Genomic DNA, 18,284 nt, shown 5'->3' with positions numbered 1-18,284 from the left:
CCGGGAGAGGCATGGCGCGGATCGTCATCAATGCGGCTGCCCCAGATAGGCGGCGATGACCTTCTCGTCGCGCTTGACCTCGGCCGGCACGCCGTCGGCGATCTTCATGCCGTATTCGAGGACGACGACGCGGTCGGAGAGGTCCATGACGACGCCCATGTCGTGTTCGATGAGGGCGATCGTCGTGCCGAATTGCTGGTTCACGTCGAGGATGAAGCGGCACATGTCCTCCTTCTCCTCGAGGTTCATGCCGGCCATCGGCTCGTCGAGAAGCAGAACCTCGGGCTCCATCGCGAGGGCCCGGCCGAGTTCGACGCGCTTCTGCAGGCCGTAGGGCAGCTTGCCGACGGGAGTCTTGCGGATGGCCTGGATCTCCAGGAAGTCGATGATGTCCTCCACCACGCGCCGGTGCTCGACCTCCTCCGCCATGGCCGGGCCGAACCGCAGCGCCTGCCAGAAGAAGTTCCGCGTCATCTTCAGCGAGCGGCCGGTCATGATGTTGTCGAGGGTCGACATGCCCTTGAACAGCGCCACGTTCTGGAAAGTGCGCCCGATGCCGCCACGCGCCGCCTCGCTCGGCCGCATCTTGCCGCGGCGCAGGCCCTTGAAGGTGATCGCCCCCTGCGTCGGGTGGTAGAAGCCGTTGATGCAGTTCAGCATCGAGGTCTTGCCCGCGCCGTTCGGCCCGATGATGGCGCGGATCTCGCCCTTGCGGATGTCGAAGGACACGTCCGTGAGCGCCTTCACCCCGCCAAAGGCGAGCGAGACGCCCTCCACCGCGAGGATGGTGTCCCCCGGCACGATGATGGGACCGTCGGGGGCTCTCATGGCAAAGGCTCCGCAGCCGCCAGGATCGTGTCCAGCACGACATCGATCGTCGTCACGACCTCCCGATTGGAGAAGCGCAGGACGCGGAACCCCTGGGATTCAAGCTTGCGGGTCCGGATCGCGTCCGCTTCGCGCTGTGCGTCGAAGCCATGCTGGTTCCCATCCACTTCCAGGACGAGGCGATGCGCGAGGCAACAGAAATCGACGACGTAGCCGGCAATCGGGACCTGCCTTCGCCAATGCGTGTCTTCCAGCGGCATGCGGTGCCTCAGATGCCACCAGAGCTTGCGCTCCGGATCGGTCATGCGGCGGCGCAATGCGCCAGCGCGCCGTCTCTCGCGGCTGCTGGGCGTGGCCGCTCCATCTTGCCGCCACGACATCGTCAACGCCTCACCCGTCCGAGAAGACCACGCGCCTTCCCTCCCCCTTGGGGCAGGGCTATCGCATATGGCCGCGTCGGCGACCGCGCGCCTACCCTCCCCCTTGTGGGGAGGGCCGAGTCGTCCCCGGACTTGTTCCGGGGGCGAACCGGGGTGGGGGTCGTGCCCCCTGCGACAACGTCGGGTAGGCGGCACCACCCCCATCCGGCCCTCCGCTTCGCTCGGGAACACCTTCCCCGCAAGGGGGAAGGAACATGGAGAGCTTTGCGCAAAACCATGTGCGACAGCCCTCCAACTTGGGAGGTGCGAACCTTCGCCCGTCGCATGGTTCGCCATCACGCCGCCCTCGCCAGGTCGGCCGGGGCCGTGATCGGGTGCCGTGTCATGTCCTGGACCGCGAGCGTCGCGGCGATCACGCCCTTGCGGCCGTCCTCGAAGGTGACTTCGGTGCGGATGTCGGCCGTCTGCGAGCCGTCGTAGAGCGCCGTGATGAGCGGCGCGTAGCGCTCGGCGATGAAGCCGCGGCGGACCTTCTGCGTGCGCGTGAGCTCGCCGTCATCGGCGTCGAGCTCCTTGTGGAGGATCAGGAAGCGCGCGATCTGCGCACCGCCCATGCGGGGCTCGGCGGCGAGGGAGCGGTTCACCTCGTCCACGTGCTCGGCCACCATCGCGTAGACGCGCGGATGGGCGGCGAGCTCCTGGTAGGAGGCGTAGGTGACGTTGTTGCGCTCGGCCCAGGAGCCGACCGCGACGAGGTCGATGTTGATGAAGACCGTTACCATGTCCCGGCCATCGCCGAAGGCGACCGCCTCCTTGATGTTCGGATAGAACTTCAGCTTGTTCTCGACGTATTTCGGCGGAAACAGCGCACCGTCGCGCATGCGGCCGACGTCCTTCGCCCGATCGATGATCTTGAGATGGCCGTCGCCGTCGAAGAAGCCGGCATCGCCCGAGCGGACGAAACCGTCCGGCGTCTTGGTCTCGGCCGTCTTCGCCTCGTCCTTGTAGTAGCCGACGAAGACACCGGGCGAGCGGTAGAGCACCTCGCCATTGTCGTCGATGCGGATATCGACCTCCGGCGCCGGGCGCCCCACCGTATCGGCCCGGATCTCGCCGTCCGGCTGCATGGTCACGTAGACCGCCGCCTCCGTCTGCCCGTAGAGCTGCTTCAGGTTGACGCCGATCGAGCGGTAGTAGCGGAAGATCTCCGGCCCGATCGCCTCGCCGGCCGTATAGCCGACCTTCACGCGCGAGAGGCCGTATTGGTTGCGGAGCGGCCCGTAGACCAGCACGTCGCCGAGCCGATAGATCAGGCGGTCCCCGAGCCCGACGCGCTCTCCGTTCAGGATGCGCTCGCCGACCTTGTCGGCCTGTTTCAGGAAGTACTTGAACAGGCGCCGCTTGAGCGCGGAGGCGTCCTCCATCCGCACCATGGTCAGCGTCAGCATGTTCTCGAAGACGCGGGGCGGAGCGAAGGCGTAGGTGGTGCCGATCTCGCGCCGGTCCGCGACGATCGTGTCGGGGCTCTCCGGACAATTGACGCAGAGCCCGACGATGATCGCCTGCGCATAGGAGAAGATGTGGTCGCCGACCCAGGCGATCGGCAGATAGGCGATGATCTCGTCCGTCTCCTCCAGCCTGTCGAAGGCCGAGCCGATCTCGCCCGCGCGGCGGACGTTGTCGTAGGTCAGCATCACCCCCTTCGGCCGTCCCGTCGTGCCGGAGGTGTAGAGGATGATGGAGAGGTCGGAGCCGCGTCCGGCATCGCGGAGCGCATCGAGGCGCGCCGCTTCCGCGGGATCGCGCATCAGGGCCTCGCGGCCCTTCTCGACGATGCTGTCGATCGAGGCGAGATGGGTGTGGTCGTAGGTGCGAAGCCCGCGCTCCTCGTCGTAGAGGATCGTCGTCAGCTTCGGCACCTTGTCCTGGATGGAGAGGAGCTTGTCGACCTGCTCCTGGTCCTGCGCGACGGCATGCGTGACCTCGGCATGGTCGAGGACATAGGCCATCTCGTCGGCGACGCTGTCGGCATAGACCGGGATCGGGATGGCGCGCAGCCATTGCGCGGCTGCCATCGTCCAGTAGAGGCGCGGCCGGTTCTGGCCGACGATCGCGACCTTCGACCCCTCGCCGATGCCGAGCGTCGCAAGGCCCGCCGCGTAAGCGCGCACGATCTCGTGCACCTCGCGCCAGGTCCAGGCCTGCCAGATGCCGAAATCCTTCTGCCGGAAGGCGGGACGCTCGGGCCGGATGCGGGCGTTGCGGGCGAGGAGCTTGGGGAATGTGTCGTCGGCTTCGCTCGGACGGCCGGCGCTCGCGCTCACGTGCTCTCCCTCCCTGAAGCCGGCCGCTTCGCGCGGCCTGACGGTCGAGGTTTAGCAGGGGTCCCGAGCCGTGTCCCCGCCTCGCGGACGCGACCTTGGTCGGAGAGACCGCGCAGCGTTGCGCGTCAGAGAAACCGCGACAGCACCACGATTCCGTAGATCAGGCCGAGGATCGCGCACCAGACGGGATCGAAGCGCGCGAGGCGGCACAAGAGGAGGCAGAGCCGCAGGTTCACGTAGACCGCGAGCACGAGGGCGAGCGACGCGACCCAGGAGAGGATGCCGAAGGTCGTCGCCGCGACGAAGACCGCGACGCCGCAGAGCGCGACGAGGGCGATGGCGGCGCCCGCGAAGGCGTTCCGGACATCGGCGCTGCTCCGTCCTCGCCGGAAGTGGCGATAGAACCCCGCGCGCAGGCGCCGCAGCATGCGGACCAAGGGAGCGTCGAACGCCGGCCCCATTCTCTCGAGGAAGCCGATCGCGAGCGCCGCCAGCACGATCAGGACGAGGAGGGCCGCGGCCTGGCCCGGCCTCGGCACGACGATGAAGGTCTCGGTGCCGGCGGCCCGCGCGAGCCCGTTCACCAGGACCGCTCCGAACCCTGCGCTGGCCGAGAAGGCGAAGGCCGACCCGAACGGGCGGTTGCCGTCGCTGATGCCAGGCGATCGATTCACGCTGCCGCCTCGTCCCGAATCGCCGCATCCATGTCCGGCTCCCTGTACCAGTCCCTCGCCGTGCGTTGACAGGCTCCGCCTTCGGTTCCCACTGTCCGCGAAACGGTGCCGATGGGGCCCGGGAGGACTGGATGATCTTTGCCGCCGCGCGCCGCGCGTTCGCCGTCGCCGCCATTGCGGCCGCGACGATCTCCCTGTCGTCAGGAGCGGCGAGGCCGGAGATCAGGGTCGGGGTCGTCTACGACCTGACGGGTCCTCTCGCCGCCAGCGGCTCCAAGGCCGCCTATCTCGGCACCAGGATCGCGATCGACATGATCAACGAGCGCGGCGGCGTCGCCGGACGGCGGATCGTGCCGCTCTATGCCGATTCCCGGTCACGGGCGGATGCCGCGCTGGCGGAGGCGGGCCGGCTGATCGGAACCGAGAAGGTCGATCTCCTGATGGGGTTCTTCTCGAGCGCGCATTGCGACCCGGTCTCGGCTATGGCCGAGGCACAGAAAACCTTCACCTGGCTGACGGTCTGCGTCGCATCGGAGGTCATCCGCGACCGAAACCTCACCTACGTCTTCCGCCCCCAGGTCCAGTCGGAACATTACGGCGAGGCCTCCTGCGACTTCGTCGCCGCCGAGGCGAAGGCGAGGTTCGGCAAGGAGCCGAAGGACATGGCGGTCGCCATCATCCACGGCGAGGGCCCCTATGGCGCCGGGATCGCGGCCGCCAACGAAAGCCGCTGCAAGGCGCTCGGGATACGGGTCGTGGCAAGGGAGGCCTACGACGCCGCCGCGACCGATCTCATGCCGCTCGTGACGAAGCTGCAGCGGGCACGGCCCGACGTCATCCTGCATACCGGCTACAGCCGCGACGTCGACCTGCTGCTGCGGCAGAGCCGGAAGGCCGGCGCGAGTTGGGGCGCGCTGATCGGCCACGGCGCCGGCCATGCGCAGATCGACCGCCTGCGGCGGGCCTATGGAAGCGATGTCGACTATCTCTTCAATGTCGATCCGGTCGCAGCACAATTGCTCGACCCCGAAACCCTGCAGCCCGGGATCGGCGAACTCACGGCCGAACTCGTCAGGCGCTATGAGGCCGCCACGGGCTCGAGCGAGATCCCGACCCAGGCCTCGAGCGGCTTCAACCATGCCTGGATCCTGTTCACCGACGTCGCCCCGCGCGCGCTCCGGAGCCACGGTGCGATCGGGGCCGAGGCCCTGCGCGCGGCCGCGCTCGAAACCGACATTCCGACCGGCGGAACCATCCAGGGCTACGGCGTGAAGTTCCACCCGCCGGGCACGCCGCTCGCCGGCCAGAACAAGCGGGCCATGCCGGTGGTCATGCAATATGTCGGGCAGGAGACCCGCGTGGTCGCGCCGAATGTCATCCGGACGGCGGAGCCGGTCATGCCGCTGCCGCGCGGGCATACCTATAGTCGGTAGCCGTCGGCTCGCGGCCCGCGACAGACCAACGAAAAGGGCCTCCGGCTCGCACCGAAGGCCCCTGGTCCGAACTCGATCAGACCTTCGCGACGGGCTGTCTCAGCCTGCCGAGACGCCCCATCAATGCAGCTTTTCCGGATGCCGCAGGCGGGTCAGTTCGTCCTTCAGTTGGAGTTTTCGACGCTTGAGTTCGGCGACTTTGATGTCGTCGGTGGCCGGACTTGATGCGGCCGCCTGGATCTCTCTCTCGAGCGCATCATGCCTGCGCTCGAGTTCGGCCAGGTGGTTCTGAAGCGTCATGCTGCTTTCTCCTCCTTGACGTCCGAATGACAGATTGTGCCTGATCGATCGTGGCGAAGCTGTGGCATGCCGTCGCGGCTTGACGCGGGCCGCGGCTTCTTGCTTGTCAAGCGACGGCCGAAGCCGCTCCCGTCTGCGGCGGGATCGGGGCGGCTTTCGGGACGGATAATGGCGGTCAACGAGAACGACGAGGCACACGGGCTTCTGCGAGCCGAACTGGCCCGGCTGAGACAGGAGCACCGCGACCTGGATGCGGCGATCGACGCCCTCGAGGAGAGCGTCGCCGGCGATCAGCTGCAGATCCAGCGCCTGAAGAAGCGCAAGCTCGTTCTGAAGGACCGCCTGTCCTTCGTCGAGGACCAGCTCACTCCCGACATCATCGCCTGAGGGCGATCAGGTCTCCGATCGAGGTTCTCCGAAGTCATGCCGCCTGTCGCCATCATCATGGGAAGCCAGTCCGACTGGTCGACCATGCGCCACGCCGCCGAGACGCTCGACGCGCTCGCCGTTCCCTACGAGGCCCGGATCGTCTCGGCGCATCGCACCCCGGACCGGCTGGTCTCCTTCGCCAAGGGGGCCAAGGCGGCCGGTTTCAAGGTCGTCATCGCCGGTGCCGGCGGAGCCGCCCACCTGCCCGGCATGGCCGCCTCCATGACGCCGCTGCCCGTCCTCGGCGTCCCGGTCGAATCGAAGGCCCTGTCCGGCCAGGACAGCCTCCTGTCGATCGTTCAGATGCCTGCGGGCATCCCGGTCGGCACGCTCGCGATCGGACGCGCGGGCGCCGTCAACGCCGCGCTGCTCGCCGCCGCCATCCTCGCCCTCGAGGACGCGGCCCTCGCCGCCCGGCTCGATGCGTGGCGGCAGGCCCAGACGGAATCCGTCGCGGACCACCCTTCCGATGACTGAGGCGGACACCGGGGCGCCGTTCCGCCCCATCCGGCCCGGCGATACGGTCGGCATCCTCGGCGGCGGACAGCTCGGCCGCATGATGGCGACGGCCGCGGCCGCGCTGGGGCTGAAGACCCATATCTTCTGCCCGGACGAGGATGCGCCGGCCTACGACGTCGCGGCCGCACGGACGATCGCAGCCTATGACGACGAGGCCGCGCTCGAGCGTTTCGCGCGCGCCGTCGATGTCGTGACCTACGAATTCGAGAACGTGCCGGGCCGGACGGCATCCGTGCTCGCGCGCCTCGTGCCGCTGCGCCCGGGCGCCCTCTGCCTCGCGACGGCCCAGGATCGGATCGCCGAGAAGAGCTTCGTGGCGGATCTCGGCATCGGCACGGCCCCGTTCCGAGCCGTGGACGGCGAGGCCGATCTCGCCGAGGCGCTCGAAGCCCTCGGCGCGCCCGCCATCCTGAAGACCCGCCGTTTCGGCTATGATGGCAAGGGCCAGGTCCGCATCGGGCCCGGCGACCGGCCGAAGGATGCCCATGCCGAACTCGGCGGGGCTCCGGCCATCCTCGAAGGCTTCGTCGCCTTCTCGAAGGAGATCTCCATCATCGCGGCGCGGGGAGCCGACGGTGCCTTCGCCGCCTACGAACCGTGCCTCAACGAGCATCGCGGCGGCATCCTGCACCGGACCTCACTCCCGGCAGGGATACCGGACGCGCTCGCGGACAAGGCCATCGCGGCGGCACGGCGGATCGCCGAGGCGCTGGATTACGTCGGCGTGATCACCGTCGAGATGTTCGTGGTCGATGGCGACGAGGACATCCTCGTCAACGAGATCGCGCCGCGCGTCCACAATTCAGGACATTGGACGATCGAGGGCGCCGAGACCTCGCAGTTCGAGCAGCATATCCGCGCCGTCTGCGGCTGGCCGCTCGGCTCGACCCGCCGGCGCGGCGAGGTCGAGATGATCAATCTGATCGGGGACGAGATCGGAACCTGGCCGGCGATCCTCGCCGAGCCGGGCGCGCATCTCCACCATTACGGCAAGGCGAATGCCCGGCCGGGACGCAAGATGGGCCATGTGACGCGGGTGGTCCCGCACCGGTGAGATGAGGGGGTCGACGCCGGCGCGGGTTGCGGCCGTGCCTCCTCCCCGGCCAAACTCCCCGCGGGGGCTGCGTCCCCGCCAAGGGGAGGCCCCGTGAAGATCTTCATCGCCACGCTCGCGACCGAGACCAATACCTTCGCCCCGCTGCCGACGGGGCTGACCGCCTTCAAGCAGAAGGAATATTTCCGCCACGACGGCAGCCGCCATCCGCCGCGCATCGGCAACATCCCGCTGATCGAGTGGCGCCGGCTCGCCGAGGCGGAGGGGCACGAGGTGGCCGAGAGCATCTCGACCTTCGCGCAGCCCGGCGGCATCACCCTGCGCTCGACCTACGAGCATCTGCGCGGCGAATTGCTCGAGGACCTCGAGGCGGCGATGCCGGTCGACGTCGTGCTGCTGTTCCTGCACGGAGCCATGGTCGCCGACGGCTACGATGATTGCGAGGGCGACGTCATCGCCCATGTCCGCGAGGTCGTCGGCCCGAAGGCGATCGTCGGGGTCGAGCTCGACCTCCATTGCCACCTGACGGAGACGATGCGGACCAAGGCCGACGCGCTCGTCGTGTTCAAGGAATACCCGCATACCGATATCGGCATCCGGGCTCCGGAACTCTACCGCATCTGCGTCGACGCGGCGGAAGGCGCTCCCCGCCCCGTGACGGTCTATGCCGATTGCCGCATGGTTTCGATGTGGCGCACCTCGTTCCCGCCCATGCGCGCCTTCGTCGAGCGGATGACCTCCTTCGAGGGCCGGGACGGCGTCCTGAACGTCGCGCTCGGCCACGGCTTCCCCTGGGGCGACGTCGCCGAGGTCGGTGCCCAGACCGTCGTCGTCGGCGAGGACGAGGCGAAGGCCTCCGCGCTCGCCCGCCAGCTCGCCGACGAGTTCTTCGCCCTTCGGGAGACGACCGACACCCCTTTCGACACGATCGACGAAGCGATCGACCGCGCCGGGACCGGGCCGTCGGAGGGACCGATCGTCCTAGCCGACGTCGCCGACAATGCCGGCGCAGGCGCCTCCTCGGATTCGACCTTCATCCTCCGCCGCCTCGTCGAACGGGGCGCGAGGGACGTCGCGACCGGCCTCTACTGGGATCCCGTCGCGGTCTCGATCTGCCACGAGGCCGGGCTCGGCGCGACCTTCGACCTGCGGATCGGCGGCAAGATCGGCCCGGCTTCCGGGCAGCCCGTCGATCTGCGGATCACCGTCCGGGGCCTCTCCGACGAGCACAGCCAGTTCGGGCTCAGCGGCGGGCGCCAGCCGCTCGGCCCGGCCGCCTGGGTCGAGCACGAGGGCATCCACATCGTCCTCGTCTCGATCCGCCAGCAGGCCTTCGCGCCCGACGGCTTCACCGGGCTCGGCCTCACGCTCGCGGACAAGCGGCTCGTCGTCGTGAAGTCCATGCAGCACTTCTATGCGGCCTTCGCGCCGATCGCGCGGGAGGTCCGTTACGTCTCGGCGCCGGGCGCGGTGCCGCCCGACTACGCCTCGATCCCCTTCACCAAGCGCACGAAGCCGTTCTGGCCGAAGGTCGCCGACCCCTTCGCCGGCTCGAACGATCCGGAGACCGTCCGATGAATCCGACCTCCCTCCCCTTCGATGCCGACGACATGCTCGCCGGCCTCAGGACCTGGGTCGAGTGCGAGAGCCCGACCTTCGACGCGGCGGCGGTGAACCGCATGATGGCGCTCGCCGCGCGCGATCTCGCCGTCGCGGGCGCGAGCGTCGAGACCATTCCGGGCCGGATGGGCCTCGGCGATTGCGTGCGGGCGCGATTCCCCCACCCGAAGGCAGACGAGCCGGGCATCCTGGTGATGGGCCACATGGACACCGTCCATCCCGTCGGCACGCTCGCCGCCCTGCCCTTCCGGCGGGACGGCAACCGCTGCTACGGCCCGGGCATCGGCGACATGAAGGGCGGCAACTACCTCAGCCTCGAAGCCGTCCGGCAATTGCGGAAGGCCTCGATCGAAACGCCGTTGCCGATCACCTTCCTGTTCACCTCGGACGAGGAGATCGGATCGCCCGCGACGCGCGACCTGATCGAGGCCGAAGCCTCCCGCCACCGCTACGTGCTGGTGCCGGAGCCGGGCCGCGAGGGGAACGGCGTCGTCACCGGCCGCTACGCCATCGCGCGCTTCAACCTCCTCGCCACGGGGCGCCCGAGCCATGCGGGTGCGACGCTGAAACAGGGCCGCTCCGCCATCCGGACCTTCGCCAGGAAGCTCCTCGAGATCGAGGAGATGACGGGCGAGGACTGCACCTTCTCCGTCGGGGTGGTCCATGGCGGGACCTGGGTGAACTGCGTGCCGACGACCTGCCGGGGCGAGGCCCTCAGCATGGCCAAGCGCCAGGCCGATCTCGACCGCGGCGTCGAGCGGATGCTCGCCCTGTCGGGCACGGCCGGCGACGTTGCCTTCGAGGTGACGCGCGGCGTGACGCGGCCCGTCTGGGAGCCGGATGCCGGCACGATGGCGATGTACGAGACCGCCCGCGGCATCGCCCGCGACCTCGGCCTCGACCTGCCGCATGGCAGCGCCGGCGGTGGCTCGGACGGCAATTTCACCGGCGCCATGGGCATCCCGACGCTCGACGGCCTCGGCCCCTTCGGCGAGAAGCACCATACGCTGGAGGAGCATCTCCACGTCGACAGCTTCGTGCACCGGGCGCGTCTCTTCGCCGGACTGCTGACGGCCCTGCGGTGAAGGGGCAGCGTCCGGGGCTTGCGTCTTTGGTCTTAGAGCCCCGGCGCGCCGGCTTCCACTGACGGAAGTCGCGCCAGGATCTGCCTCGAAAATCAGCAGCCCCCCCTGGTTCTCCGGACCGCCGCATGCATGATGACCCTCGAACGATTGCCGAACGATTGCCGGACAGTCGAAGGAGTGGGTCGATGAGGTCAGGAACAGCACGCCGTCTGGCGCCAGCGTTCGGCGCGATCGTCGTCGCGGCACTTGCCGCATCGGCCACGCCGGCCTTCGCTCAGGCCAAGAAGACCATCAAGGCCGTGATGCATTCGGGCCTGCGCATCACCGATCCGATCATCACCACCGCCTATATCGCCCGCAATCACGGCTACATGATCTACGACGTTCTTTTCGCCTACGACGAGAAGTTCGAGGTCAAGCCGCAGATGGCGAAGGAGTGGAGCGTCTCGGACGACAAGCTGACCTACACGTTCACGCTTCGCGACGGCCTTAAGTTCCACGACGGCACGCCCGTCACCTCCGACGATTGCATCGCCTCCATCCAGCGCTGGGCCAAGCGCGACGGCATGGGCCAGAAGCTGGCCGATTTCACCAAGGAATGGGTCAAGGTCGACGACAAGACCTTCAAGCTCGTGCTGAAGGAGCCCTACGGTCTCGTGATGACCTCGCTGGGCAAGCCGTCCGGCAACACTCCCTTCATCATGCCGAAGCGCATGGCGGACACGCCCGCCGACAAGAACGTCCCGGAGGAGATCGGATCCGGCCCCTTCAAGTTCGTGAAGGAGGAATTCCAGCCCGGCCTCAAGGTCGTCTACGAGAAGAACACGGACTATGTCCCGCGTTCAGAGCCCGTCAGCTATATGGCGGGCGGCAAGCTCGCAAAGGTCGACCGCGTCGAGTGGATCAACATTCCCGACTATCAGACCGCGATCAACGCGCTGATCAACGGCGAGATCGACTACATCGAACAACCGCCGCACGACTTCCTTCCCATCATCAAAAAGAACAAAGACATCACGCTGACCGAGTACGACAAGCTCGGCCTCTCCGGCATGCTCCGCATGAACTGGACCTTGCCGCCCTTCGACAATGTCAAAGTTCGCCAGGCCGTCATGCTGGCCGTCAACCAGCAGGACTATCTCGACGCGCAGATCGGCGATCCTGACTATTATCAGCTCTGCCCGGCCTATTTCATCTGCGGCTCGCCGAACGCGACCGATGCCGGCTTCCCCAAGCCGGACCTCGAAAAGGCCAAGGCCCTGCTGAAGGAAGGCGGCTATGACGGCAAGCCGATCGTCATCATGCAGCCGACCGACCTCGCCATCGTCGCGCCGCTGGCCCCCGTCACGGCCCAGGCGCTGCGCAAGATCGGCATGAACGTCGACCTCCAGTCGATGGACTGGCAGACGCTGGTCGGCCGCCGCGCCAAGCAGGACCCGGTCGCGCAGGGCGGGTGGAACATCTTCCACACCACCTGGGTCAACGTCGACATGATCAACCCGATCGCCAATATCGGCATGAACGCCAAGGGCAAGGTCGGCGGCTGGTTCGGCTGGCCCGACGTGCCGGAGATCGAGAAGCTGCGCGACGCCTATGCGCGCGAACTCGATCCGGCCAAGCAGAAGCAGATCGCGGCCGACGTCCAGAAACTCGCCTTCGAGCTCGGCATGTACTACCCGACCGGGATGTACAGGAGCCCGATCGCGTCGAAGGGGCTGACCGGCATCGTCCACGGGGCTGCGCCCGTCTTCTGGAATATCGAGAAGAAATAGGGCTCGCCACATGGGCCGCTTTCTCGCCGGCCGCATCCTCGCCACGATCCCCGTCCTGGTGGTCGTGGCGACGGTGGTCTTCCTCCTCCTCAGGCTCGCGCCGGGAGATCCGGCCGCGATCCTGGCGGGAGACGCAGCGTCTCCCGAGCAGATCGCGGCGATCCGGGCGAGGCTCGGCCTCGACGAGCCGCCGCTCACCCAGTTCTTGGAGTGGATCGGCCGCCTTCTGCGAGGCGATCTCGGGACCTCCATCATTTCCAACCAGCCCGTCACGAAGCTGATCGGCGAGCGTATCGAGCCGACGCTGGCGCTCGCGACGACGACGATCCTCTTCGCCATCGCCGTCGCCGTGCCGCTCGGCGTGGTCGCCGCCTGGCGCCACGGAAGCTGGATCGACCGCGCCGTGATGGCCTTCTCGGTGATCGGGTTCTCGATTCCGATCTTCGTCCTCGGCTATCTCCTGATCTTCGGCTTCGCGATGGAGCTGCGCTGGCTGCCGGTCCAGGGCTACACCAGCATCCGCGAGGGTTTCCTTCCCTTCATCACGCGCCTCGTCCTGCCGACGCTGACGCTGTCCGTCATCTACATCGCTCTGATCGCGCGCATCACGCGGGCGAGCGTGCTCGAGACGCTCGGCGAGGATTATGTCCGCACCGCGCGCGCCAAGGGCGTCGGCGAGCGCTCCGTCCTCTCCCGGCACGCCTTGCGGAACGCCGCCGTGCCGATCGTGTCGGTGATCGGCATCGGCATCGCGCTCCTGATCTCGGGCGTCGTCGTGACCGAGAGCGTCTTCAACCTGCCGGGCCTCGGGCGCCTGACGGTCGATGCGGTCCTGGCCCGCGATTATCCGGTGATCCAGGGGGTCACGCTGCTCTTCGCCTTCCTCTACGTGCTGATCAATCTCGGCATCGACGTCGCCTACACCCTGCTCGATCCGAGGATCCGCTATTGAGCGCGACCGGAGCTTCCGACGCGGCACTTCCGCCGCCCCCGGCACGGCGGCGCCTGCCCCGCGCGCTGACCAATCCGAGCGTGATCGTGGGGCTCGTCGTCCTCGGGATCGTGCTGGTCGCGGCCCTCGCGGCGCCGCTCCTGTGGACGGTCGATCCGACCTTCCTGCGCCCTCGCTTCCGGCTCCGTCCACCGTCGGACGTCGCCTGGCTCGGCACGGACCAGTTCGGCCGCGACGTCTATAGCCGCGTCATCTACGGCGCGCAGATCTCCCTCTTCGTCGGCTTCGCGGTCGCGACCATCGCCGTGATCATCGGAACGCTGATCGGAGTCGTCGCGGGCTATTTCCGCATGCTCGACATGATCGTCATGCGGGTCATGGACGGCATCATGGCCATCCCGGCCATCCTGCTCGCCATCGCCATGGTCACGCTGTCCGGCGCCGGCATCGTCACGGTGATCGTCGCGATCGTGATCCCCGAGATCCCGCGCGTCGCCCGCCTCGTCCGCTCCGTCGTCCTCACCGTCCGCGAGGAGCCCTATGTCGAGGCGGCGATCGGCGTCGGCACCCCGCTCCCGAAGGTGCTGTGGCGCCACGTCCTGCCCAACACCATCGCGCCCCTGATCGTCCAGGCGACCTATATCTGCGGCGCGGCCATCCTGACCGAGGCGATCCTGTCCTTCCTCGGAGCCGGCATCCCGACCGAGACGCCGAGCTGGGGGAACATCATGGCCGAGGGCCGCCAGAGCTTCCAGATCGCGCCCTGGGTGATCCTGTTCCCCGGCCTCTGCGTCGCCGCGACCGTGCTCGCCATCAACATCATGGGCGATGGCCTGCGGGACACGCTCGATCCCCGCCTCGCCCGTCGCCTCGGGAATGTCGGATGAGCGCGCCGGTCCTCGATATCCGCAACCTCGCCGTCGCGCTGCCGCGCGGCGGAGAGCGCCCGAACGCCGTCGAAGGCATCAACATCACGGTCCGGCCGCGCGAGATCGTCTGCGTCGTCGGGGAATCGGGCTCGGGCAAATCCGTCACCGCCTTCACCACGATGGGGCTCCTGCCGCCCGTGCTGAAGCCGGTCGCGGGCGAGATCCTGCTCCAGGGCGAGGACACTCTCACCGCCTCGAAGGCGCGCCTGCGCGAATTGCGCGGCAGCCGGATGGCGATGATCTTCCAGGAGCCGATGACGGCCCTGAACCCCGTCATGCCGGTCGGCGACCAGATCGCGGAGGCGCTCGACTGGCACGACACGAAGCTGAGCCGGGCCGAACGCTCGGCCAGGGTGCTCGCGCTGATGGACGACGTGCGCCTGCCGCGGCCGGCGGAGATGGCGAAGGCCTATCCGCACCAGTTGTCGGGCGGCCAGCGCCAGCGGGTCATGATCGCGATGGCGCTCGCCAACGAGCCGGCCCTCATCATCGCCGACGAGCCGACGACCGCGCTCGACGTGACGACCCAGGCGCAGATCCTGAAGCTGATGCGCGAGCTCCAGGCCCGCCACGACAGCGGCATCCTCTTCATCACGCATGATTTCGGCGTCGTCGCCGAGATCGCCGACCGCGTCGTCGTGATGCGCCGGGGCAAGCTCGTCGAGGAAGGGACGGCGGACGAGGTGCTCAACCATCCGCGCGATCCCTATACGCGCATGCTGATCGACGCGGTGCCGAGCGCGGTGCCGCCCCCGGCACGCCCCATCCCCGACAAGGCGCCCCTCGTCACGACGCGCGATGTCGAGAAGGTCTATGGCGGCGGCGTCCTCGGCGGCCGGACGGTCAAGGCGCTGGACAAGGTGTCCATCTCGCTCCGGCCCGGCGAAACGCTCGGGATCGTCGGGGAATCGGGCTCCGGCAAATCGACGCTCGCCCGCTGCATCGCGCGCTTCGTCGATCCGACAGCCGGCGAGATCCGCCTCGGCGACGAGGAGATCGGCCAGAAGCCCCAAAGGGCGCTGCACCCCATCCGGCGCCGCATCCAGGTGATCTTCCAGGATCCGTATCGCTCGCTCAATCCGCGGCGGACGGTCGGGCAGTCCATCATCGAGGGGCCGATGAATTACGGCACCAGCCGTGCCGAGGCCTGGGAGCGGGCCCGCGACCTCCTCAAGCTCGTCGACATGGAGCCGGCCGGGCTCGACCGCTATCCCCACGAATTCTCGGGCGGCCAGCGCCAGCGCATCGCGATCGCGCGCGCCCTCGCGATGCAGCCGGAAGTGCTGATCGCGGACGAGGCCGTCTCGGCGCTCGACGTGTCGGTCCAGAAACAGGTGCTCGAACTCCTCGAGGACATCCGGGAGAAGCTCGGCCTCGCCATGCTCTTCATCACTCACGACCTGCGGGTCGCCGCACGTATCTGCGACAGCGTCGTCGTGATGCTGAACGGCAAGGTGGTGGAGGCCGGCCCGTCCGGCGAGGTCTTCGGCAATCCGCAGCACGATTACACGAAGGCGCTGTTCGCCGCCGCGCCCGGGCATGGCAGGTTCGACAAGGCGCCGCGGGCACCGGCCGCCGGCTGATCCGCCGGCTCACGCCTGCCCATCGTTCGCCTTTCGCGAAGCGGCCGGAAAATGCGGCTGCGCGGCCTCCGCCGATCTTGACGCGGGATCGGCGCATAGGCACGCCATGATCCGATCCCGACGGGTCGATCCGGCCGGAGGCTGACCAGGCGACGATGGCGGCGAGTTTCGAGAACCGGCCGGCCGGCCAGCCGGACCTTGCCCCGATCCTGGTCGGGCTCGCGCGGCGCCACGGATCGGCGGTGCTGGGTCAGCGCGCGCGGCTGCACGGGCTGCTGCGCGACTATGCGCCGACGGCCCTGCGCGAGATCAGGCTCCTTCTGGCGGCGCTGGATGTCGGCGCTCCCTCCCGGTTGCAGGCGGCGGCCGATCCGGTCGCCCCCGCTCTCCTTGCCGCCGAGGCGGGCCGGATGGCGGACGAATTCGGCTGCGAGCGCTCCTTCGCGCTCCAGGCCGCCGAGACCTGGGGCCGCGCCACCCTCGCGCTCCGCGCCCCGCAGGCATCCCTGCCGCCACCGCGCCACGCACCGGCGGTCTCCGAAACCCTGGCTCCACCCCCCGCGCCGCCCCTAGCCTATGCCGATCAGCCGAGCTGGTTCGGGCGCTGGGGCGGGGTCCTGATCGCTGCCCTGCTGGCGTTCGTCGCGCTCGCCCGCTGGCTCGGACTTGTCTAGAGCAGGCTGCGGACATGGAATCCGATTTCCCGATAACAGCACGCGATCACAATAAGTTAGAGCATGTCGTCGGTTCCGTGACATGACATCATGCTCTCGCCCCCGATAGGATCGACCATGGCCGAACCGTCCGAACTCGCTGCCATCCTCCGGGGCCTCCTGTCCGAACCCGGACCGGACCTGCTCGCGAGGCGGGCGGACTTGCAGGCGGCGCTTCGCGCGAGGGCGCCCGATGCGGGCCGGGACATCCATCTTCTGCTCACGGCCCTCGATGCCGGCGTGCCCGAGCGCTTGAAGGCCGGCAGCGGAGCGCCCGATCCGGCCGAGATCGGCCAAGAGACCAATCTTCTCGTCGACCAGTTCGGAGCGGCGCCGGACTTCGCCCGGCGGGCCGTCGACATCTGGGCCCTGGCACTCGGGCGCCTGGCCGGCGGCGCGCCCGCTGCGGACGCGGCGCCCCCACGACCGGCTGCGCCCGATCCCGCGCCGGAGCCGGTCGCGGCGGACGCGCCGCCCGCTCCCCTGCCGCCGCTGCCTGCTTCCGGAGGGGCTGCCTTGGCACCGCCCGGCCTTCCGCCCCTGCCCTCCCCCGGAGGACCTGCGCACGAGGATTCCGTGCTGGCGGCAGCGGGGCCGGAGATCGCGCCGCCCGTCCAGGTCAATCCTCTGCCGCCGCCCCCGGAACTGCCGGTTCCGTCGCCCGCCTCCACCGGACCGCTTCATGCCGGCGTCGCCGGAGCCGTCTCGCCCGAGACGGGCCTGCCGCCGGTGCAGCCGCTTCCCCCGGTTCGCCCGCTGCCGGGCGTCGAACGCCTGCCAGGCGTGCAGCCCCTGCCGGGGGTGCAACCCCTCCCGGGGGTGCAACCTCTGCCGGGGGTGCAACCTCTGCCGGGGGTGCAGCCCCTCTCGGGGGTGCAGCCCCTTCCCTCGGGTGGCGTGCCGCCGGTGATGCCGCTCCCGGGCGCCGGGGCGATGCCCGGCGTTCAGCCCCTTCCCGGCGCGCCCTCGCCGCCGCCGGTCCAGCCGCTGCCGGGCGTCGCGGCGCGAGCGGCCGGCAGGCCGACCTGGTTGAAGCTCGTGCTCGGCGCCGCCGGAGCCATCGTCGCGGCTTTCGCCCTCCTTGCCCTGATCGGCGCCTTCCTCGACGACGAGAAGAAAACGGAACCGACGCCGGGTCCGTCCCAGCCGGAATCCGGACCGAAGCCCGGTCCCGGCCCGAGAACGGCCGGCGGGACGACCGCGGAGGGCTTCCCCGTCGTTGACGCGCAGACCCAGCCCACCGTCCAGGGCAAGCGCCTCGACAACGATCCGAACTCGCTGCTCTTCACCTTCGGCCTGCGCTTCGGCCAGGACACCTATACCTACCAGGCGACCGTCGATTTCACGGGCGGCGACAAGGCCGGACGCGGCCTCATCACGGTCTTCAAGGGCGGGAAGCAATCGGCCACCGAGATCCTGCCGATCAGCCGCGGCATGGAAAGCAACGGCTATCTCGGCTTCACGATGTCCGGCCCGCTGAAGGGCGAGGTCTCGGCGCCGGCCGTCTGCGTGTCGGCGCTCGCGGGCAAGTCCTCCGACCGGTTCGACCTCGCCAATGGCGGCGGCCTCTTCTGCGCCTTCGGCACGAAGGCGAACGGCGTCTGCGACGGCGACGTGAAGATCGGTTGCGGCAACCTCGCGCCGTGAGCGCAGCGGCCGTTATCCCCGTGATCCACCCCCGCCATCGGC

At 68.9% G+C, this 18,284-nt stretch carries 17 protein-coding genes; 12 read left to right on the top strand and 5 right to left on the bottom strand.

Annotation, left to right across the window (positions count from 1 at the left end; genetic code table 11):
• Nucleotides 1–27: 27 nt before the first annotated feature.
• From EV668_RS18295 to EV668_RS18280, 4 genes are all read right to left on the bottom strand, one after another.
• Nucleotides 28–828: an ABC transporter ATP-binding protein gene (locus EV668_RS18295; protein ID WP_133772737.1), complete on the bottom strand. Its 801-nt coding sequence runs from the start codon at nucleotides 826–828 to the stop codon at nucleotides 28–30.
• Entirely contained in the window at nucleotides 825–1,133 is a 309-nt protein-coding gene (locus EV668_RS18290; RefSeq protein WP_245513299.1) for an endonuclease domain-containing protein, read from the bottom strand. Before EV668_RS18290 ends, EV668_RS18295 begins: the two co-directional genes overlap by 4 nt.
• 410 nt (nucleotides 1,134–1,543) lie before the next feature.
• On the bottom strand, nucleotides 1,544–3,532 hold the full coding sequence (locus tag EV668_RS18285; protein ID WP_208111577.1) for an AMP-binding protein: 1,989 nt from the start codon (nucleotides 3,530–3,532) through the stop codon (nucleotides 1,544–1,546).
• Between the two features lie 125 nt (nucleotides 3,533–3,657).
• A complete protein-coding gene (locus tag EV668_RS18280; protein WP_133772733.1) occupies nucleotides 3,658–4,206 on the bottom strand; it encodes a hypothetical protein in 549 nt (182 codons plus the stop codon).
• Nucleotides 4,207–4,337: 131 nt separating this feature from the next.
• Between EV668_RS18280 and EV668_RS18275 the strand changes: the two genes are divergently transcribed.
• Nucleotides 4,338–5,639 carry an ABC transporter substrate-binding protein gene (locus EV668_RS18275; RefSeq protein WP_133772731.1) on the top strand — a complete coding sequence of 434 codons (1,302 nt, stop codon included), beginning with the start codon at nucleotides 4,338–4,340 and terminating at the stop codon, nucleotides 5,637–5,639.
• Between the two features lie 120 nt (nucleotides 5,640–5,759).
• On the opposite strand, the gene EV668_RS18270 is transcribed toward EV668_RS18275, so the two are convergent.
• The gene (locus tag EV668_RS18270; RefSeq protein ID WP_133772729.1) at nucleotides 5,760–5,939 is read right to left on the bottom strand and encodes a YdcH family protein; all 180 of its coding nucleotides are present in this window, start codon (nucleotides 5,937–5,939) and stop codon (nucleotides 5,760–5,762) included.
• Between the two features lie 168 nt (nucleotides 5,940–6,107).
• Here EV668_RS18270 and EV668_RS18265 point away from each other — a divergent pair, with 168 nt between their 5' ends.
• From EV668_RS18265 to EV668_RS18215, 11 genes are all read left to right on the top strand, one after another.
• Nucleotides 6,108–6,326, top strand: coding sequence for a YdcH family protein (locus tag EV668_RS18265; protein ID WP_133772727.1), 219 nt, complete (start codon nucleotides 6,108–6,110; stop codon nucleotides 6,324–6,326).
• Between the two features lie 36 nt (nucleotides 6,327–6,362).
• A complete protein-coding gene (gene purE, locus EV668_RS18260) occupies nucleotides 6,363–6,845 on the top strand; it encodes a 5-(carboxyamino)imidazole ribonucleotide mutase (protein WP_133772725.1) in 483 nt (160 codons plus the stop codon).
• Nucleotides 6,838–7,941, top strand: coding sequence for a 5-(carboxyamino)imidazole ribonucleotide synthase (locus EV668_RS18255; protein ID WP_133772723.1), 1,104 nt, complete (start codon nucleotides 6,838–6,840; stop codon nucleotides 7,939–7,941). The genes purE and EV668_RS18255 overlap by 8 nt, the downstream gene beginning before the upstream one ends.
• A 93-nt stretch (nucleotides 7,942–8,034) precedes the next feature.
• Nucleotides 8,035–9,519 carry a M81 family metallopeptidase gene (locus EV668_RS18250; RefSeq protein ID WP_133772721.1) on the top strand — a complete coding sequence of 495 codons (1,485 nt, stop codon included), beginning with the start codon at nucleotides 8,035–8,037 and terminating at the stop codon, nucleotides 9,517–9,519.
• On the top strand, nucleotides 9,516–10,646 hold the full coding sequence (locus tag EV668_RS18245; RefSeq protein WP_133772719.1) for a M20/M25/M40 family metallo-hydrolase: 1,131 nt from the start codon (nucleotides 9,516–9,518) through the stop codon (nucleotides 10,644–10,646). Before EV668_RS18250 ends, EV668_RS18245 begins: the two co-directional genes overlap by 4 nt.
• Nucleotides 10,647–10,831: 185 nt before the next feature.
• On the top strand, nucleotides 10,832–12,418 hold the full coding sequence (locus EV668_RS18240; protein WP_133772717.1) for an ABC transporter substrate-binding protein: 1,587 nt from the start codon (nucleotides 10,832–10,834) through the stop codon (nucleotides 12,416–12,418).
• A gap of 10 nt (nucleotides 12,419–12,428) precedes the next feature.
• Nucleotides 12,429–13,370, top strand: coding sequence for an ABC transporter permease (locus EV668_RS18235; RefSeq protein WP_133772715.1), 942 nt, complete (start codon nucleotides 12,429–12,431; stop codon nucleotides 13,368–13,370).
• Nucleotides 13,367–14,257 (top strand): ABC transporter permease, encoded by an 891-nt coding sequence (locus tag EV668_RS18230; protein ID WP_133772713.1) that lies wholly within the window; start codon nucleotides 13,367–13,369, stop codon nucleotides 14,255–14,257. Before EV668_RS18235 ends, EV668_RS18230 begins: the two co-directional genes overlap by 4 nt.
• Nucleotides 14,254–15,882, top strand: a complete 1,629-nt coding sequence (locus EV668_RS18225) for an ABC transporter ATP-binding protein (protein ID WP_133772711.1) — start codon at nucleotides 14,254–14,256, stop codon at nucleotides 15,880–15,882. The genes EV668_RS18230 and EV668_RS18225 overlap by 4 nt, the downstream gene beginning before the upstream one ends.
• 155 nt (nucleotides 15,883–16,037) lie before the next feature.
• Nucleotides 16,038–16,556 carry a hypothetical protein gene (locus EV668_RS18220; protein WP_133772709.1) on the top strand — a complete coding sequence of 173 codons (519 nt, stop codon included), beginning with the start codon at nucleotides 16,038–16,040 and terminating at the stop codon, nucleotides 16,554–16,556.
• Between the two features lie 117 nt (nucleotides 16,557–16,673).
• Nucleotides 16,674–18,242 (top strand): hypothetical protein, encoded by a 1,569-nt coding sequence (locus tag EV668_RS18215; RefSeq protein ID WP_133772707.1) that lies wholly within the window; start codon nucleotides 16,674–16,676, stop codon nucleotides 18,240–18,242.
• The last annotated feature ends 42 nt before the right edge of the window (nucleotides 18,243–18,284 follow it).

Origin of the sequence: Enterovirga rhinocerotis (genome assembly GCF_004363955.1) — a bacterium.
Lineage (GTDB): Bacteria > Pseudomonadota > Alphaproteobacteria > Rhizobiales > Beijerinckiaceae > Enterovirga > Enterovirga rhinocerotis.
The sequence above is the reverse complement of the archived record's forward strand: the minus strand, read 5'-3'. Positions and strand labels throughout refer to the sequence as shown.

Bases quoted from the DNA above. Each gene is read 5' to 3' on its own strand.
- EV668_RS18295 (WP_133772737.1), bottom strand. From the start codon at position 828: ATGAGAGCCCCCGACGGTCCCATCATCGTGCCGGGGGACACCATCCTC.
- EV668_RS18290 (WP_245513299.1), bottom strand. From the start codon at position 1,133: ATGACCGATCCGGAGCGCAAGCTCTGGTGGCATCTGAGGCACCGCATG.
- EV668_RS18275 (WP_133772731.1), top strand. From the start codon at position 4,338: ATGATCTTTGCCGCCGCGCGCCGCGCGTTCGCCGTCGCCGCCATTGCG.
- EV668_RS18270 (WP_133772729.1), bottom strand. From the start codon at position 5,939: ATGACGCTTCAGAACCACCTGGCCGAACTCGAGCGCAGGCATGATGCG.
- EV668_RS18265 (WP_133772727.1), top strand. From the start codon at position 6,108: ATGGCGGTCAACGAGAACGACGAGGCACACGGGCTTCTGCGAGCCGAA.
- purE (WP_133772725.1), top strand. From the start codon at position 6,363: ATGCCGCCTGTCGCCATCATCATGGGAAGCCAGTCCGACTGGTCGACC.
- EV668_RS18255 (WP_133772723.1), top strand. From the start codon at position 6,838: ATGACTGAGGCGGACACCGGGGCGCCGTTCCGCCCCATCCGGCCCGGC.
- EV668_RS18245 (WP_133772719.1), top strand. From the start codon at position 9,516: ATGAATCCGACCTCCCTCCCCTTCGATGCCGACGACATGCTCGCCGGC.
- EV668_RS18240 (WP_133772717.1), top strand. From the start codon at position 10,832: ATGAGGTCAGGAACAGCACGCCGTCTGGCGCCAGCGTTCGGCGCGATC.
- EV668_RS18235 (WP_133772715.1), top strand. From the start codon at position 12,429: ATGGGCCGCTTTCTCGCCGGCCGCATCCTCGCCACGATCCCCGTCCTG.
- EV668_RS18225 (WP_133772711.1), top strand. From the start codon at position 14,254: ATGAGCGCGCCGGTCCTCGATATCCGCAACCTCGCCGTCGCGCTGCCG.
- EV668_RS18220 (WP_133772709.1), top strand. From the start codon at position 16,038: ATGGCGGCGAGTTTCGAGAACCGGCCGGCCGGCCAGCCGGACCTTGCC.
- EV668_RS18215 (WP_133772707.1), top strand. From the start codon at position 16,674: ATGGCCGAACCGTCCGAACTCGCTGCCATCCTCCGGGGCCTCCTGTCC.